Origin of the sequence: Leifsonia sp. ALI-44-B (assembly GCF_001984125.1) — a bacterium.
Lineage (GTDB): Bacteria > Actinomycetota > Actinomycetes > Actinomycetales > Microbacteriaceae > Okibacterium.
Window position 1 is genome coordinate 320,716 of record NZ_MTQL01000006.1, and the last position, 17,655, is coordinate 338,370.

A 17,655-nucleotide genomic window follows, 5' to 3' on the forward strand; every position below is an offset into this window, starting at 1 on the left:
ATTTATGGGGGTTACTCGAGCGAGTGTCGAGTGGGGGTGATGGATGCCTCAGCGACTGTTCGCCAAGGCATCCACGCCTGCTATGACAGTACCAGCAGGCCTTCGGTCTTCGTGCGGGCCGCGTCGAAGCGTGCCTGAACATTGGACCAATCGACGATGTTCCAGAACGCCTTCACGTAGTCGGCGCGGACGTTCTTGTAGTCGAGGTAGTACGCGTGCTCCCAGACGTCGAGGAGCAGGACCGGGATGGTGCCGACGGGGAAGTTCGACTGCTGGTCGAAGAACTGGCTGATGATGAGGCGCTGGCCGATCGAGTCCCACAAGAGGGCGGCCCAACCGGAGCCCTGCACGCCGAGGGCGGCGGCCGTGAAGTGGGCCTGGAACTTCTCGAACGAGCCGAAGTAGTCGTCGATGGCGCTGGCCAGCTCGCCGACGGGCTTGTCGCCACCGTTCGGGGACATGTTGGTCCAGAAGACGGAGTGGTTGACGTGGCCGCCGAGGTTGAAGGCCAGGTCCTTCTCCAGCTTGTTGATGTTGGCGAGGTTGCCCGAATCGCGGGCCTCGGCCATCTGCTGGAGGGCGGTGTTGGCGCCGGTGACATAAGTCTGGTGGTGCTTGGAGTGGTGCAGCTCCATGATCTGGCCGCTGATGGCGGGCGCGAGTGCGCCGTAGTCATAGGACAGCTCGGGAAGTGTGTATTCTGCCATTTCTTCTCTCCTATCGTGTCCGCTCCCGCGTTTCTGCGGTTGTGCGGGTGTACCCGACCTCGCGCCGGCGGCGCCGAAAGACGTCGTCTGCGCGCGTTCGGGAGGCTTCCAGTCTATCCACGGGAACACAGCCCGCTCTCGGAAACTTCCCGGATTGACAGGTCCGTCACACCTCGTCTAGGTCGGACGGAAGGTTGGCGTCGGTGCCCGGGATGCCCAGGTCGGAGGCCTTCTTGTCGGCCATTGCGAGGAGGCGACGGATGCGGCCCGCGATAGCGTCTTTCGTCATGACGGGGTCGGCGTGGTGCCCGAGCTCGTCAAGGCTGGCCTCGCGGTGGTTGAGTCGCAGCTCGCCCGCGTATCGCAGGTGTTCGGGCATCTCGTCGGCGAGGATCTCCATTGCGCGCTCGACGCGGGAGCAGGCCGCGACGGCCGCCTGGGCGGAACGGCGCAGGTTGGCGTCGTCAAAGTTCACGAGACGGTTGGCCGTCGCGCGCACCTCGCGTCGCTGGCGCAACTCGTCCCACGCCTGCACGGTGCCGACGGCGCCCATGGCGATCAGCATGGCCGAGATCGCCTCGCCGTCGCGGATGACGACGCGGTGCACGCCGCGAACCTCGCGCGCCTTGGCGGAGATGCCGAGGCGGCCGGCGGCGCCGACGAGTGCCATGGCGGTCTCGTTGCCGGGGCAGATGACCTCGATGGCGGCGGAGCGGCCAGGGTCGGTGAGGGTGCCGGCGGCCAGGAAGGCTCCGCGCCAGATGGCCGCGAGGTCTTCGCGTGAGCCGGTCGTGAGTTTGTTGGGCAGGCCGCGGACGGGACGGCGGCGCGCGTCGAGCAGGCCGGTTTGGCGGGCGAGGGTTTCCCCGCCATCCATCACGCGCACGAGGTAGTAGTCGGTGCGGCGCGAGCCGGATGCGGGGATGAGCGAGACCTCGCTGCGAACGCCGTAGACCTCGGCCAGATCGCGGCGCACGCGTCGGGCGAGGTGCGGCGAGTCGAGCTCGGACTCGAGGGCGATGCGCCCCGAGATGACGTGCAGGCCACCGCTGAAGCGGAGCAGTGAGGTGAGTTCGGCGGCTCGGGCGGCCGCGCGCGGTTCGTGGATGCGTGTCAGCTCTTCTTTGACCTCAGCGCTCAGTGCCAGTCGTGATGCCATTGTTGTTCGTCGTCTTTCGTTTGTGGTGCGGAGCCTGGGGGCGCGGCTATTCGCGCCCGAGGTCTCGGTGTTTGGTGGTGACGTCGACGCCGGGGATTTCACGGATCTTTTCGGCGAGCCGTTCCGTGATAGCTACAGAGCGGTGCTTGCCACCGGTGCATCCGATGGCGAAGGTCGCGTGGCGCTTGTTCTCGCGCTGGTATCCGGCGAGAACGGGCGCGAGGGCCGCGGCGTAGGCGTCGATGAATTCTTCCGCACCATCCTGGGAGAGTACGTAGTCACTGACGCTCTCGTCGAGGCCGGTGTGCGAACGCAATTCTGGCACCCAGAACGGGTTGGGCAGGAATCGGGCGTCGGCGACCGTGTCGGCGTCGGTGGGAATGCCGTACTTGAAGCCGAAGCTCATCAGGGTCAGTTGCACGCCTGGCCGGCCCGCTTCGGCGAACATATCGGCGATGATGTTGGCGAGCTGGTGGATGTTGAGCTCGGACGTGTCGATGACGACATCGCTCGATTCGCGGATGGTCGCGAGACGGGAACGCTCGAGGGTGACGCCGTCGAGGATGGTGCCGCGGCCCTGGAGCGGGTGCGGCCGGCGGACCGCCTCGAAGCGACGCACGAGCGCGGCGTCGGTCGAGTCGAGGAATACGACGCGCACCTGGGTGCCTTCGCGCAGGGTTTGGATCATGGAGCGCAGGTCGGTGAAGAAGTCGCGCCCGCGCACGTCGACGACGGCCGCGATCTTGGGCAGTGCCCCCTCGGCGCGTTCGGCGAGGTCGACGAGCGGGCGGAGCATCTGCGGCGGCAGGTTGTCGACCACATACCACCCGTGGTCTTCGAGGGCATTGGCGACCGTGGATCGCCCGGCGCCCGACATGCCGGTGACGATGAGGACTTCCTGTTGGGGCGTTGTTTCATCCGTGCTCATGCGTGGCGCTCTCGATTCGTGTCGATCGTCGTTCGGTCCAGCCTATCGACTGTGGAGACGCTCGTGGATGGTGGCCGACAACTGGGGGCCGACGCCTTTGACCTCGGCGATCTCTGCGGGGGTTGCGAGCTTGAGGCGCGCAACCGAGCCGAAGTGCTTGAGCAGCACCTTGATGCGGCTGGGCCCAAGCCCCGGGATGTCACTGAGAACCGAGCCGATGTCTTTCTTCCGCTTGGCCCGCTGATAGCTGATGGCGAACCGGTGCGCCTCGTCTCGGATGCGCTGAATGAGGAACAACGCCTCGCTGTTGCGCGGCAGGATGACGGGGTAATCGCTGTCGGGCAGCCACACCTCTTCGAGCCGCTTCGCGATGCCGGCGAGTTGGATGTCGGTGCGCCCCGATTCTTCGAGGGCGCGGCGTGCGGCCTGCACCTGGGGCACGCCGCCGTCGACGATCAGCAGCTGCGGCGGGTAGGCGAACTTCTTCGGCTTGGTGACCTGCTCGAGCGGGTCGACCTCGGTGGCGCTCTCTTCTTCGTCTTCTCGCAGATAGGCGAGCCGGCGGGTGAGCACCTGGTAGATGGACTCGGTGTCGTCGGTGGAGTCGGCGATGCTGAAGCGGCGGTACTGATCTTTGCGCGGCAGCCCGTCTTCGAAGACGACCATGGAGGCGACGATGTTGGTGCCCCCGAGGTGGGAGACGTCGTAGCACTCCATGCGCAGGGGCGCTTCCTCCATGCCGAGCGCTTCCTGGATGTCGGACATCGCCTGCGATCGAGCGACGAAGTCGGCGCTGCGCCTGGTTTTGTAAAGCATCTGCGCGTTCTTGGCGTTCATCTGCGCGGTCTGCATGAGGGCGGCCTTCTCGCCGCGCTGAGCCGTCTTGAGGCGCACAGAGCCTTTGCCCCGGCGGGCGGTGAGCCACGCTTCGAGCTCGGTCGTGTCGTCGGGAAGCTCGGGAACGATGATCTCTTTGGGAACATCGGTGCCGCTGGCGGCGTCGTACACCCGCTGCAGGATGGCTTCGACGAGGTCGCTCTCGTCGAGGTCGAGTTCCTTGTCGACCGTCCACGACCGGACACCACGGATGCGCCCGCCGCGCACCACGAACTGTTGCACGGCGGCCGTCAACTCGTCGTGCTCGATGCCGAAGAGGTCGGCGTCGACGTTGTCGGAGAGGACGACGGCGCTCTTGGCGAGGACGGCTTCGAGGGCGAGCAAGCGGTCGCGGTACTTCGCGGCCGCTTCGTAATCCTGGGCGGCAGCCGCCTCTTTCATCTTGCGGGTCGCCTCGGTGACGAAGCGGCGGTCGTTTCCCGTCATGAAGCTGACGAAGTCGTCGACCATGGCGCGGTGCTCGGCGATGGTGACCTTGCCCGAGCACGGGCCGCCGCAGCGCCCGATCTGGCCGGGGAAACAGGGCCGCCCCGTTTGCATGGCCAGCTTGTAGCTGGAGTCGCTGCAGGTTCGGATGGGGAACGCTTTGATCATCAGGTCGATGGTGTCGTGCACGGCCCAGATCTTCGGATAGGGCCCGAAGTACTTCGCCCCTCTGATCTTGGGGTTGCGGGTGACGAGCACACGGGGCGCCTCGTCGGCCAGCGTGATGGCCATGAACGGGTACGTCTTGTCGTCGCGGAATTTGACGTTGAACGGCGGGTCGAACTCTTTGATCCACGTGTATTCGAGCTGAAGGGCCTCGATATCGCTGCCGACCACGGTCCAGTCGACGCCGCTGGCACTCGTGACCATGCGCCGCGTGCGCTCGTGCAGCGAGTGCAATGGTGCGAAGTAGTTGCTCAGACGGGCGCGGAGGTTCTTGGCCTTGCCGACGTACAACACCCGCCCGGCGTCGTTCTTGAATCGATAGACGCCGGGCTGAGTGGGGATCTCTCCCGCTTTGGGGCGGTAGCTGAGTGGATCTGCCACCGCTAACCGGCCTTGCGCGTCTCGGCCCGGTCGGCGTCGAAGATCTCTTTGAGGAACATGCCGGTGTGGCTCTCGCTCACCGTGGCGATCTTCTCGGGCGTGCCCGTGGCGAGCACGCGGCCGCCGCCAGAACCGCCTTCCGGGCCCAGGTCGATGATCCAGTCGGCCGATTTGATGACGTCGAGGTTGTGCTCGATCACCACGACCGTGTTGCCCTTGTCGACGAGGCTGTTGAGCACGAGGAGCAACTTGCGTACGTCTTCGAAGTGCAGACCGGTGGTCGGCTCGTCGAGAACGTAGATGCTGCGCCCGTTGGTGCGGCGCTGCAGTTCGGTCGCGAGCTTGACGCGCTGCGCCTCGCCGCCCGACAGGGTCGTGGCGCTCTGGCCCAGACGCACGTATCCCAGTCCGACGTCGACCAGCGTCTTGAGGAACCGGTGGATGGCGCTGATGGGCTCGAAGAAGTCCGCGGCCTCGGCGATCGGCATATCGAGTACCTCGGCGATGTTCTTGCCCTTGTAGTGCACCGTGAGCGTGTCGCGGTTGTAGCGCGCTCCCCCGCACACCTCACACGCGACATAGACGTCGGGCAGGAAGTTCATCTCGATCTTGATGGTGCCGTCGCCCGAACACGCCTCGCAGCGCCCGCCCTTGACGTTGAAGCTGAAGCGACCGGGCAGGTAGCCCCTTGCCTTGGCTTCGTTCGTCTCGGAGAACAGCGTGCGGATGCGGTCGAACACACCCGTGTAGGTGGCGGGGTTGGAACGCGGGGTGCGCCCGATGGGCGCCTGGTCGACGTGGATGACCTTGTCGAGGTGTTCGAGGCCGGTGACGCGCGTGTGCTTGCCTGGCACCTTGCGGGCACCGTTGAGTTTGTTCGCGAGCACGCGGTAGAGGATGTCGTTGACGAGCGTCGACTTGCCCGAACCGCTGACGCCTGTGACGGCCGTGAACGTGCCGAGCGGGAAGTCGGCGGAGACCTTTTGGAGGTTGTTGGCCGATGCACCCACCACGGAGACCTGGCGGTCTTTGTCGCGCGGTCGTCGCTTGGCCGGGGTCTCGATGGCCTTGCGGCCCGACAGGTAATCGCCCGTGAGGGACTCGGTGTTCTCGAGGAGCTTCTCGTAGGAACCCGAGTGCACGACCTTGCCGCCACCCACGCCGGCCCCGGGGCCGATGTCGACGACCCAGTCGGCGGTGCGGATGGTGTCTTCGTCGTGTTCCACCACGATGAGCGTGTTACCGAGGTCGCGCAGCGTGATGAGTGTCTCGATCAGGCGCCGGTTATCGCGCTGGTGCAGGCCGATGCTGGGCTCGTCGAGCACGTAGAGCACACCCGTCAGCCCCGAGCCGATCTGGGTGGCCAAACGGATGCGCTGGGCCTCGCCACCCGACAACGATCCGGCTGCGCGGGCGAGGTTGAGGTAGTTGAGCCCCACCTGGATGAGGAAGTCGAGCCGCAGCTTGATCTCGCGCAGGACCTGAGCCGCGATCTTGGCCTCACGGCTCGAGAGCTCGAGCTCGTTCATAAACGCGCGAGCGTCGGTGAGGCTGAGTTCGGAGACGTCGGCGATGTTGCGGTCGTTGACGAGGACGGCCAGCACCTCGGGCTTGAGGCGCTTGCCCTCACACACGGGGCACGGAACCTCACGCAGGTATTCGGACCACCGCGCACGCTGCGCGTCAGTCTCTGCCTGCAGGTATTGACGCTCGATGTAGGGCATGACGCCCTCGAAGCCGGAGGTGTAGCTCATCTCGCGGCCGAAGCGGTTGCGCCACTTCACCTTGACCTTGAAGTCGTTGCCGCGCATGACGGCTTCGCGCACCTCTTCTGGCAGCTTCTTCCACGGTGTCTTGAGTGAGAAGTCGAGGTCGCGCGCAAGACCCTCGAGCAGCTTGTCGTAGTACTGGTAGAGACCCTTGCCCTGACTCGTCCAGGGCAGGATGACTCCCCCGGCGATGCTGAGGTCCTCATCGCCCAGCAGCAACTCGGCGTCGACCGACATGCGCGTGCCGAGACCCGTGCACTCGGGACAGGCGCCGAACGGCGCGTTGAACGAGAACGTGCGCGGCTCGATCTCGGTGAGCTGGATGGGGTGGTTGTTCGGGCAGGAGAGCTTCTCGGAGAAGCTGCGCACGGATGCCGGACCCTCGGAGTCGACGAAATCGATGTTGACGAGGCCGTCGGTCAGACCCAGGGCCGTCTCGAGCGAGTCGGTCAGGCGACCGAGGATGTCGGGGCCCGCGACCAGGCGGTCGACGACCACCTGGATGTCGTGCTTGTACTGCTTCTTCAGCGTGGGCGGCTCGTTGAGCTGGATCTGCTCGCCGTCGACGATGGCGCGGGAGTAACCGCTGGCGGCCAGCTCTTTGAAGAGGTCGACGAACTCGCCCTTCTTCTGCGAGACGACCGGGCTGAGGATCATGTAGCGCGTGCCGGCCTCGAGTTCCATCATCTGGTCGGCGATCTGCTGCACGGTCTGCTTCTGAATGGGCTCGCCACACACGGGGCAATGCGGAATGCCGATGCGCGCCCAGAGCAGGCGCATGTAGTCGTAGACCTCGGTGATGGTGCCGACGGTCGACCGCGGGTTGCGGTTGGTGGACTTCTGGTCGATGGAGACCGCGGGGCTCAGGCCCTCGATGAAGTCGACGTCCGGGCGGTCGACCTGGCCGAGGAACTGACGCGCATAGGCCGACAGGGACTCGACGTAGCGGCGCTGGCCCTCGGCGAAGATCGTGTCGAACGCGAGCGAGGATTTGCCGGAACCACTCAGACCGGTGAACACGACGAGCGAATCACGCGGGATGTCGATGTCGACGTTCTGGAGGTTGTGCACCCGCGCTCCGCGGACGCTCAGCTTTGCGGTGGAATCTACCTGAGAAATTGGCACTCCTTGATAGTACGGTGAACCACTGACAGTGGTGATCGGGAAGCGTGGGCCTTGCGTTTCGGCACCGCGTGACGCCTAGAGGTGGCCGGCCTTTTCCATCTGGCGCAGGTCTTTCTTCAAGTCCTGGACCTCGTCGCGGAGGCGCCCCGCCAGCTCGAACTTCAGCTCGGCGGCCGCGGCCAGCATCTGGCCGTTCAGGTCGGCGATAAGCGCCTCGATCTGGTCGGCGCCCTCTGCCGCGATCCCCTGACGTCGGAGGTTGGGTGTCGGCGCCTTCTTCTTGCCGTCGCGCGAGGCGAGGAGCTTGGCCGTGTCGGCGCCTTCGCGGGCGAGCGCTTCGGTGATGTCGGCGATCTTCTTGCGCAGCGGCTGCGGGTCGATGCCGTGCTCGGTGTTGTAGGCGACCTGCTTCTCGCGCCGGCGGTCGGTTTCTTCGATGGCGCGCTTCATGCTGTCGGTGATGCGATCGGCATACATATGCACCTCGCCCGACACATTTCGAGCCGCGCGGCCGATGGTCTGGATGAGCGACGTCGACGAACGCAGGAAACCTTCCTTGTCGGCATCGAGGATGGCGACGAGGGACACTTCGGGAAGGTCGAGGCCCTCTCGCAGCAGGTTGATGCCCACGAGCACGTCGTACACGCCCGCACGCAACTCCGTGAGGAGCTCGACGCGACGGAGCGTGTCGACATCCGAGTGCAGGTAGCGCACACGCACGCCGGCCTCGGTGAAGTAGTCGGTGAGCTCTTCGGCCATCTTCTTGGTCAGCGTGGTGACCAGGATGCGCTCGTCGCGCTCTGTGCGCACGCGGATCTCTTCGAGCAGGTCGTCGACCTGACCCTTGGACGGCTTGACGACGATCTGCGGGTCGACGAGACCCGTCGGGCGGATGATCTGCTCGACCACGCCGTCGGCGATGCCCATCTCGTATTTGCCGGGTGTGGCCGAGAGATAGACGGTCTGACCGACGCGGTCTTTGAACTCGTTCCACTTCAACGGGCGGTTGTCGAGCGCGCTCGGAAGGCGGAAACCGTGCTCTACGAGGGTGCGCTTGCGCGAGGAGTCGCCCTCGTACATCGCGCCGATCTGCGGAACCGTAACGTGAGACTCGTCAATGACGACGAGGAAGTCGTCGGGGAAGAAGTCGAGCAGGCAGTGCGGTGCCTCCCCCGGCGCCCGCGCGTCGATGTGACGCGAGTAGTTCTCGATGCCCGAGCAGAAGCCGATCTGCTGCATCATCTCGAGGTCGAATGTGGTGCGCATGCGCAGTCGCTGAGCCTCGAGCAGCTTGCCCTGTCGCTCCATGTCGGCGAGGCGCTCTTCGAGTTCTTCCTGAATCGTGCCGATCGCGCGCTGCATGACATCGGTGCTCGCCACGTAGTGCGAACCCGGGAACACCGACACCGAGTCCATCTTCTGCACCACGTCGCCCGTGAGCGGGTGCAGCGTGTAGAGCGCCTCGATCTCGTCGCCGAACATCTCGATGCGGATCGCGAGCTCTTCGTACATCGGGATGATCTCGATGGTGTCGCCGCGCACGCGGAAGTGCCCGCGCGAGAAGTCGATGTCGTTGCGCTGGTATTGCATGGACACGAACTTGCGGATGAGCCAGTCGCGGTCGACGCGCATGCCCACCTGAAGGGCGATCATGGCGTTCAGATATTCTTGCGGCGCGCCGAGGCCGTAAATGCATGACACGGTGGAGACGACGATGACATCGCGGCGGCTCAGCAAGGAGTTGGTGGTGGAGTGACGCAGGCGCTCGACCTCGGCGTTGATCGACGAGTCCTTCTCGATGAAGGTGTCGGTCTGCGGCACATAGGCCTCTGGCTGGTAGTAGTCGTAGTAGGACACGAAGTACTCGACGGCGTTGTTAGGGAGCAACTCGCGGAACTCGTTGGCCAACTGCGCGGCCAAGGTCTTGTTGTGCGCCAGGACGAGCGTGGGTCGCTGCACGGCCTCGATCAGCCACGCCGTGGTGGCCGACTTGCCCGTGCCGGTTGCACCCAGGAGCACCACGTCGGTCTCGCCCGCGTTGACGCGCCCCGCCAGCTCGGCGATCGCCTTGGGCTGATCGCCACTCGGGGTGTATTCACTGATGACCTCGAAAGGTCGCACGGCGCGCGTAGGTTGCATGCCTCAAGTCTAAAGATCACCACCGACATTCGTACGGATGTTCGCCCAGGGCGGTCACGACAGAGGCGGACGGGCTACGCCTCGGGAAGTCCGAGCTCGGTCGCCAAGACATCCGCCTGACGCAGTGTGTCGTCGACGGAACCCGCCGTGTCGATCACGACGTCGGCACGGGCGAGCCGCTCTTCATCGGAGGCTTGCGCGTCGACCCGCCGGCGCGCGTCCTCTTCTGAGCTCCCACGCAGTCGGACCAAGCGATCGATGCGCACGTCTCGTGGCGCGTGCGTCACCACGATGAGGTCGAACGGATGCGGCACCTGAGCCTCGACGAGCAGCGGCACGTTGTAGACCACGACGGCGTCCGCGTTGCGCGCCTTGGCCTCGGCGATCAACTCGGCCGTGCGCTGCCGCACAGCCGGATGCACGATGCCGTTCAAATCGGACAGGGCCTCGGCGTCGGCGAAGACGATGGCACCGAGCGCCGGGCGATCGAGACGGCCATCCGGGCTGATGACACCGCCGCCGAATCGTGCTCGAATCGCGTCGAGAGCCGGCGTGCCCGGTTCGACCACCTCGCGCGCCAGCAGATCGGCGTCGATATGGACGGCACCGCGCTGTTCGAGGCGACGTGCAACGGTTGATTTTCCGGACGCGATTCCGCCCGTGAGCCCGACGAGTTTCACTCCCCCAGCGTAGCGCTGCGTCAGAGTGAGGCGGCGTACTCCTGCAGATAGTCGATGGGAAGTCGCCGCGCTTCGGCCAGGATGCGCCGGTCTCCCTCGGAGTCGCGGAGGAACGCCAACGAGGTGAGGGCCGAAGCCTGTTCGAGGGCGACCTCGAGGCGGGTGCGCCAGGCCTTGGACGAGGGCAACCCGAACTCGGCCAGTGATTCGACGATTGCCTCGAGATACAGGGCCGCGCGTCGCAGGTGCGCCTCGCGCTCGGCGGCGTCGGCAGCAAGAAGCGACAGGTGCACGATCGCGAAGGCGGGAATGGTGCGGTAGCACTCGATATTGATCTCGATCATGGTCGAGACGGCCTGTTTCCAGGTGCGCGGGGTCTTGCGGTCGAACGCCGCGATCAGGTGCTCGAGGTAGGTCGTGTAGGTGCGATTGCGCAAAGCCGTGAGCAGCGCCTCGCGGTCGGGGTAGAAGCGGTAGAACGTGCCGATGGCAATACCGGCGCGCTCGGCGATGTCGGCCGTCGTCACGGCGGTGAAACCGTCGGCGGCGACCACAGCCGCTGTCGTGTCGAGGATGACGTCGAGCGTGCGTCTGCTGCGTTCCTGCCGCGGGCTGATGCGCAGGTCGTTGATGGACTTGACCTCGGTGTGCAAATAGCGGTTCAACGGTTCTGTGAACATGGATGCCTCTTCTGATCGAGGGCACGATCGACGCACATGACGCCGAGCCGGCCGAACTGAAACTTCAACTGAAATTCCAGAACTAGCGTATCAGTGATATACCAAATATCAACAGGATAGTTCGGCAGGATAGTTCGCGCCCCGGCATCCGACCTCGGTTTCGGCATCGCCGGCGGCAGAGGCAGGGGTAGAGGCAGAGGCAGAAGCAGAGATCCGGTAACGACAACGGCGCCAGCGGCAGGACCGGCGCCCGCTGCAGCGGCACATCGACGCCTACGCTGCGCTCGGAACCAGGGAATGCCGAGAAACGCCGAAGGGGCCGAACCCTCTCGGATTCGGCCCCTCAGTGCCTTGCGGCGATCTAACCGGTAGTGCTGTGGTGCTTAGGAGTTGCTGGAGAGTTTCTCGCGCAGAGCGGCGAGCGACTCGTCGTCAGCAAGCGTGCCGGCGCCGGCCGACTCGCTCGAGAACGTGGAACCGGCGGCAGCCTGTCCCTCGTTCGATGCCTCTTCGGCAGCGGCGGCAGCAACCTGCTTCTTGTGTGCTTCCCAACGAGCCTGGGCGGCAGCGTAGTCCTGCTCCCACTTCTCGCGCTGAGCCTCGAAGCCCTCGCGCCATTCGTTGGTCTCGGAGTCGAAGCCCTCGGGGTACTTGTAGTTGCCCTGGTCGTCGTACTCGGTGAGCATGCCGTAGAGAGCCGGGTCGAACTCGGTGCCCTCGGGGTCGACACCCTCGTTGGCCTGCTTGAGGCTCAGCGAGATGCGGCGACGCTCGAGGTCGATGTCGATGACCTTGACGAATACCTCGTCGCCCACCGAAACGACCTGCTCGGCCAGCTCGACGTGCTTGCCGCTGAGCTCGGAGATGTGGACGAGGCCCTCGATGCCATCGGCGACGCGAACGAACGCACCGAACGGAACGAGCTTCGTGACCTTACCCGGGGCAACCTGACCGATTGCGTGGGTGCGGGCGAAGACCTGCCACGGGTCTTCCTGCGTGGCCTTGAGCGACAGCGACACGCGCTCGCGCTCGAGGTCGACCTCGAGGATCTCGACGGTGACTTCCTGACCGACCTCGACGACCTCGCTGGCGTGCTCGATGTGCTTCCAGCTGAGCTCGGAGACGTGAACCAGACCGTCGACTCCACCCAGGTCGACGAACGCACCGAAGTTGACGATCGACGAGACGACGCCCTTGCGGACCTGTCCCTTCTGGAGGTTGTTGAGGAACGTGGTGCGGCTCTCGGACTGCGTCTGCTCGAGCAGGGCGCGGCGCGACAGGACGACGTTGTTGCGGTTCTTGTCGAGCTCGAGGATCTTCGCTTCGATCTCCTGGCCCAGGTAGGGCGTGAGGTCGCGCACACGGCGCAGCTCGATGAGCGAAGCGGGGAGGAAGCCGCGGAGTCCGATGTCGACGATGAGGCCACCCTTGACGACCTCGATCACCGAACCCGTGACAACGCCATCGGCGTCCTTGATCTTCTCGACGTCGCCCCAGGCACGCTCGTACTGAGCGCGCTTCTTGGACAGGATGAGACGGCCTTCTTTGTCTTCCTTCTGGAGGACGAGGGCTTCGACGGAATCGCCGACGTTGACGACCTCGGAGGGGTCGACGTCGTGCTTGATAGAAAGTTCGCGCGAAGGGATGACACCCTCGGTCTTGTAACCGACGTCGAGGAGGACCTCGTCGCGGTCGATCTTCACGACGGTGCCCTCGATCAGGTCGCCATCGTTGAAGAACTTCAGCGTCTTTTCGACCGCGGCGAGGAAGTCATCAGCGGATCCGATGTCATTGATCGCAACCTGCTTGGGCGCCTTGTCGGTCGTTGTGTTTGTCATTGAGTGATTACTCCAGTATGGACATGAATCAGGCCGCACAGCCTCGATGATTCTGCGTCTGAAAGCGATGCGGCGAACGGATGTTGGTTGTCACAAATGTGACAGTCAATCCTACGTGTTTTGACGGGTCGCCAGCAACTCCCGCGTCCGGGGCTCGGAGCGCGGGAGTTGCGGCGGAAGATCGGATGCTCGGGGCGGCCGAATCAGTCGGTGAACAGGGCCGTGCGCAGGGTGTCGAGGCCCACTCCCCCGAGGTTCAGCGCCTCGCGGTGGAACTCCTTGATTTGGAAGTCCGCGCCGGCACGGCGGGCGTACTCGTCGCGCAGCTGCTCCCAGATGCGCTGCCCCACCTTGTAGGACGGCGCCTGGCCCGGCCATCCGAGGTAGCGGTTCACCTCGAAGCGCACGAAACCGTCGTTCATGTTGACGTTGCGGCCCATGAACTCGAGCGCGTAGTCCGCATCCCACACGCCCTGGCCGTCGGGACGCTGTTTGCCGAGGTGGACGCCGATGTCGAGCACGACGCGGGCCGCGCGCATGCGCTGACCGTCGAGCATTCCGAGGCGGTCGGCCGGGTCGTCGAGATAGCCGAGCTGCTCCATGAGGCGCTCGGCGTAGAGGGCCCAACCCTCGGCGTGTCCCGACGTGCCGGCCAGCTGGCGGCGCCACGTGTTGAGCGTCTTGCGGTTGTAGACGGCCTGGCCGATCTGCAGGTGGTGTCCCGGAACGCCTTCGTGGTAAACGGTGGTGAGTTCGCGCCAGGTGTCGAATTCGGTGACGCCCTCTGGCACCGACCACCACATGCGGCCGGGGCGCGAGAAGTCGTCGGTGGGGCCGGTGTAGTAGATGCCGCCCTCTTGCGTCGGCGCGATCATGCATTCGAGCGCCCGGATCTCGTCGGGAATGTCGAAGTGGCTGCGGCCGAGCTCCTCGACCGCGCGGTCGCTCGTCTGCTGCATCCATTCGCGCAACGCGTCGGTTCCGTGCAGCTTGCGCGAGTCGTCCTGCTCGAGGAACGCGATCGCCTCGGCGACGGATGCCCCTGGCTTGATCTGCCGCGCGATGGACTCCTGCTCGTCGACCATGCGCTGCAGCTCGTCGACACCCCACTCGTAGGTCTCGTCGAGGTCGATCGTCGCGCCGAGGAAGCGTCGGGATTGCAGGGCGTAGATCTCGCGGCCCACGGCGTCGTTGTCGCCGGCCACGGGTTCGAGTTCGTGCGCCAGGAAGTCGGCGAGCTCACCGTAGGCGACCGCCGCGGCTCCGGCGTTGGCCGACAGATCGTTGGCGAGGGATGCCGGCAGTGAGCCCTCGTCGGGGCCGGCGTTGGCTCCGAGCGCCACGAAGAAGCCGTCGGATGCACCATACCGCTTGACCTGCTCGAAGACCTCGGCGACCTGGCGACGGGCGGGAACGATGCCCTGGCGGATGCCGGTGCGCAACGTTTCGATGTAGCCGTCGACAGCCGCGGGGAGCGCCTTCAGTCGGGCGGAGATGTCGTCCCAGTCGGCGACGGTGGCCGTGGGCATGAGGTCGTAGATCTCGCGGATGCCCTGAGCCGGCGAGGCGATGACGTTGAGGTCGCGCAGGTGCAGGCCCGCGTCGCTCGATTCGACGTCGAGGAGCAGCTCGTTGCGGAGGTCGGTGGGTCACGTCGTCGACGCTGTCGACGGGGGTGGCGGCATCCAGGTCGCGGATGGTGTTCTTGGCGGCGTCGAGGTAGGCCTCGTGGCCGGCGGGCGAGAAGTCGCCGTAGCGCCGGTTGGCCTCGGGGCGGCCGATGTATGTTCCGAGCAGCGGGTCGAGGTCGACGAGCGTGTCGACCCATCGTTCGGCTATGGCGTCGATGGGGGTGGCGTCGCGGGGGGTGTCAGCACTCATGGATCCGAGCCTAGGCCCGGACCGTCGGCGACCGCCACCGCCCGGCGACGGACGGCCTAGTGCGCCGCCTCGTTCCAGTTGGCGCCGCGGCCCACCTGCACGTCGAGCGGAACGGCGAGATCGGCCGCGCCCGCCATGTGCGTGCGCACGATCGACTCGACGTCGTCCCATTCGTCGCCCATCACGTCGAAGATCAATTCATCGTGCACCTGCATGAGCATGCGGCTGCGCAGCCCGCGCTCGGCGAACTCGTCTTCGATGCGGATCATGGCGATCTTCATGATGTCGGCCGCGGACCCCTGGATGGGCGCGTTGAGTGCAGCGCGCTCGGCGTTGTCCCGCAGCACGCGGTTGGGGCTCTTGAGCTCGGGGAAGGGACGTCGGCGGCCGTAGATGGTGGTCGTGTAGCCGTCGACCTTGGCCTGCTCGACCACGTGGCGCAGGTAGTCGCGCACGGCTCCGAACCGGGCGAAGTAGTCGGTCATGAGCTGCTTCGCCTCGGACTGGTCGATGCGCAGCTGCTTCGACAGACCGAAGGCGCTGAGCCCATAGGCAAGCCCGTAAGACATCGCCTTGACCTTGCTGCGCATGGCGGAGGTGACGTCTTGCGGGTCGACGCCGAAGATGCGCGAACCGACGAAGCGGTGCAGGTCTTCGCCCGCCTGGAAAGCCTCGATGAGGCCGGGGTCGCCCGAGAGGTGCGCCATGATGCGCATCTCGATCTGCGAGTAGTCGGCCGTGAGCAGCGTGTCGTATCCCTCGCCCACCTCGAAAGCCTGGCGGATGCGGCGACCCTCCTCAGTGCGCACGGGGATGTTCTGCAGGTTGGGGTCGGTGGACGACAGGCGGCCCGTGGACGTGCCGGTCTGCACATAGCTCGTGTGGATGCGCCCGTCGGGTCGGATGGTCTTGTCGAGAGTCTCGACGATCTGACGCAGCTTCGACGCGTCTCGGTGCTGCAGCAGCAGGTCGAGGAACGGGTGCGGGTTGCTGGCCTGCAGATCGGCGAGGGCCCCGGCATCCGTGGAGTAGCCGGTCTTGTTGGCGCGGGTCTTGGGCATGCCCAGCTGGTCGAACAGAACCTCTTGCAGCTGCTTGGGCGAGCCGAGGTTGACCTCGCGACCGATCTCGGCGAATGCCGACGCCGCGAGCGTGTTCGAGCGCTCGAGGAGTTGTGTCGACAGCTCGCTGAGCTGCGTGTGGTTGACCGCGACACCGCGCAGTTCCATCGCAGCCAGCACCCGAAGCGTGGGCAGCTCGATGTCGCGCAGCACCCGCAGCGAGCCGTCGTCGAGGGCTTCGGTGAGCGGCTCGACCAGGCGCAACACGTACCACGCATCGGTTGCGGCCGAACCCGAGTCTTCGGAGGGGACGAGCTGATTGGGGTCGGTGACGGGCATGGTCTCGCCCAGACGCCGCGCCACGAGATCGGCCAGACCCTTTTCGGCGCCTCCAGGCTTCAGGAGGTAGGCGGCGAGTTCGGCGTCGAAAGCCAAGCCGCCTAGGGTGAGACCCGCGCGAGTGAGCGCCTTCAGTTGCGGTTTCGCGCCATAGAACAGCTTCGGAGCCTCGCTGGCGAGCCAGGCCTCGAGCGGCGCGTAATCGGCGCGCTCGGGGATCCACTCGAGCAGGACCGACTCGGTGGGAGTGGCGACACCGATGCTGACGGGAACGCCGTCGACCGTGTGAACCATGACGCCCAGCCCATCCGGGTTGGCCTTTTCGGCGCGAGCGAGCCAGGCGCCCAGCTCTTCGTCGAGCAGGTGTTGTGCGGTCGGAGCGGTCGGCTGGGCCTCGATGACCGCGGCTTCGGCGCTGCCATCGGGGACGACACCCTCGAGCTTGAGCACGCGATCGAGCAGCGTGCGGAACTCGAGTCGGGCGAAGATCTCGCGAACGGCCTGTTCTTCGAGCGGCTGTTTGGCGAGCTGGTCGAGCGACACGGGGAGGTCGAGGTCAGTGACGAGCCGGTTGAGCTTGCGGTTGCGCACGGCGTTCTCTTGGTGCTCGCGCAGACTTTCGCCCACCTTGCCCGTGATCTCGTCGGCGTGCGCCAGGATCTCGTCGAGGCTGCCGTACTTGAGCAGCCACTTGACCGCCGTCTTTTCGCCCACCTTGGGGATGCCGGGCAGGTTGTCGCTCGTCTCCCCCACCAGGGCTGCGATCTCGGGGTATTGCTGGGGCTCGATGCCGTAACGCTCAAACACCTTCGGCGGGTCGTAGCGCGTGAGGTCGGTGACGCCCTGGCGGGACGGGTAGAGCAGCGTGACGTCGTCGTTGACGAGCTGGATGGTGTCGCGGTCGCCCGAGACGACCTTGACGTGATAGCCCTGCGCCGTGCCCTGAGCCGCCAGCGTGGCCAGGATGTCGTCGGCCTCGAAGTCTTCCTTCGTGATGGTGACGATGTTCATGGCCGCGAGGGCCTCTTGCAGCAGCGGGATCTGGCCGATGAACTCGGCCGGCGTCTCGCCGCGCGTGCCCTTGTAGTCGGGGTATTCGCGCGTGCGGAACGAGAACCGCGAGATGTCGAACGCCACCGCGATGTGCGTCGGCTTCTCGTTCTTTAGCAGGTTGAGCAGCATGGAGATGAAGCCGTGGATGGCATTCGTGTGCTGCCCGTCGCGGGTTTGGAAACTGTCGACCGGCAGGGCGTAGAAGGCCCGGAAGGCGAGCGAGTGACCGTCGATGACGAGGAGGGTAGGCTTTTCGATGTCCGACACCACACCAGCCTACAAGCGAGCACCGACACTCCGCTGGGCGGGTCGGGAACGGACATCCGGTTCGATGCGATGGCGCAGCTGCCCGCCTCGAACGGCCACG

Annotated in this window: 10 protein-coding genes and 1 pseudogene; all 11 read right to left on the reverse strand. The window is 65.6% G+C overall.

Features of this window, described 5'->3' with window-relative positions; all coding sequences use genetic code 11:
• Positions 1-80 precede the first annotated feature (80 nt).
• Positions 81-707, reverse strand: coding sequence for a superoxide dismutase (locus ALI44B_RS02575; RefSeq protein WP_077053193.1), 627 nt, complete (start codon positions 705-707; stop codon positions 81-83).
• Positions 708-873: 166 nt separating this feature from the next.
• A complete protein-coding gene (whiA, locus tag ALI44B_RS02580) occupies positions 874-1,866 on the reverse strand; it encodes a DNA-binding protein WhiA (protein ID WP_464607431.1) in 993 nt (330 codons plus the stop codon).
• A gap of 46 nt (positions 1,867-1,912) precedes the next feature.
• On the reverse strand, positions 1,913-2,794 hold the full coding sequence (gene rapZ / locus ALI44B_RS02585) for an RNase adapter RapZ (protein ID WP_077053194.1): 882 nt from the start codon (positions 2,792-2,794) through the stop codon (positions 1,913-1,915).
• A gap of 42 nt (positions 2,795-2,836) precedes the next feature.
• Complete coding sequence (uvrC, locus tag ALI44B_RS02590) at positions 2,837-4,723, reverse strand: excinuclease ABC subunit UvrC (RefSeq protein ID WP_077053195.1); 1,887 nt, start codon at positions 4,721-4,723, stop codon at positions 2,837-2,839.
• A gap of 2 nt (positions 4,724-4,725) precedes the next feature.
• Positions 4,726-7,617, reverse strand: a complete 2,892-nt coding sequence (gene uvrA / locus ALI44B_RS02595) for an excinuclease ABC subunit UvrA (protein WP_077053196.1) — start codon at positions 7,615-7,617, stop codon at positions 4,726-4,728.
• Positions 7,618-7,692: 75 nt separating this feature from the next.
• Complete coding sequence (uvrB, locus tag ALI44B_RS02600) at positions 7,693-9,756, reverse strand: excinuclease ABC subunit UvrB (protein ID WP_077053197.1); 2,064 nt, start codon at positions 9,754-9,756, stop codon at positions 7,693-7,695.
• Between the two features lie 74 nt (positions 9,757-9,830).
• The gene (coaE, locus tag ALI44B_RS02605) at positions 9,831-10,436 is read right to left on the reverse strand and encodes a dephospho-CoA kinase (protein ID WP_077053198.1); all 606 of its coding nucleotides are present in this window, start codon (positions 10,434-10,436) and stop codon (positions 9,831-9,833) included.
• Positions 10,437-10,456: 20 nt separating this feature from the next.
• Complete coding sequence (locus ALI44B_RS02610) at positions 10,457-11,116, reverse strand: TetR/AcrR family transcriptional regulator (protein WP_077053199.1); 660 nt, start codon at positions 11,114-11,116, stop codon at positions 10,457-10,459.
• Between the two features lie 383 nt (positions 11,117-11,499).
• A complete protein-coding gene (gene rpsA, locus ALI44B_RS02615) occupies positions 11,500-12,954 on the reverse strand; it encodes a 30S ribosomal protein S1 (protein WP_077053200.1) in 1,455 nt (484 codons plus the stop codon).
• A gap of 203 nt (positions 12,955-13,157) precedes the next feature.
• A pseudogene (locus ALI44B_RS02620) lies at positions 13,158-14,835 on the reverse strand (DUF885 domain-containing protein).
• Positions 14,836-14,891: 56 nt separating this feature from the next.
• Complete coding sequence (gene polA, locus ALI44B_RS02625) at positions 14,892-17,555, reverse strand: DNA polymerase I (RefSeq protein WP_077053917.1); 2,664 nt, start codon at positions 17,553-17,555, stop codon at positions 14,892-14,894.
• Positions 17,556-17,655 lie beyond the last annotated feature (100 nt).

Bases quoted from the DNA above. Each gene is read 5' to 3' on its own strand.
- ALI44B_RS02575 (WP_077053193.1), bottom strand. From the start codon at position 707: ATGGCAGAATACACACTTCCCGAGCTGTCCTATGACTACGGCGCACTC.
- whiA (WP_464607431.1), bottom strand. From the start codon at position 1,866: ATGGCATCACGACTGGCACTGAGCGCTGAGGTCAAAGAAGAGCTGACA.
- rapZ (WP_077053194.1), bottom strand. From the start codon at position 2,794: ATGAGCACGGATGAAACAACGCCCCAACAGGAAGTCCTCATCGTCACC.
- uvrB (WP_077053197.1), bottom strand. From the start codon at position 9,756: ATGCAACCTACGCGCGCCGTGCGACCTTTCGAGGTCATCAGTGAATAC.
- ALI44B_RS02610 (WP_077053199.1), bottom strand. From the start codon at position 11,116: ATGTTCACAGAACCGTTGAACCGCTATTTGCACACCGAGGTCAAGTCC.
- rpsA (WP_077053200.1), bottom strand. From the start codon at position 12,954: ATGACAAACACAACGACCGACAAGGCGCCCAAGCAGGTTGCGATCAAT.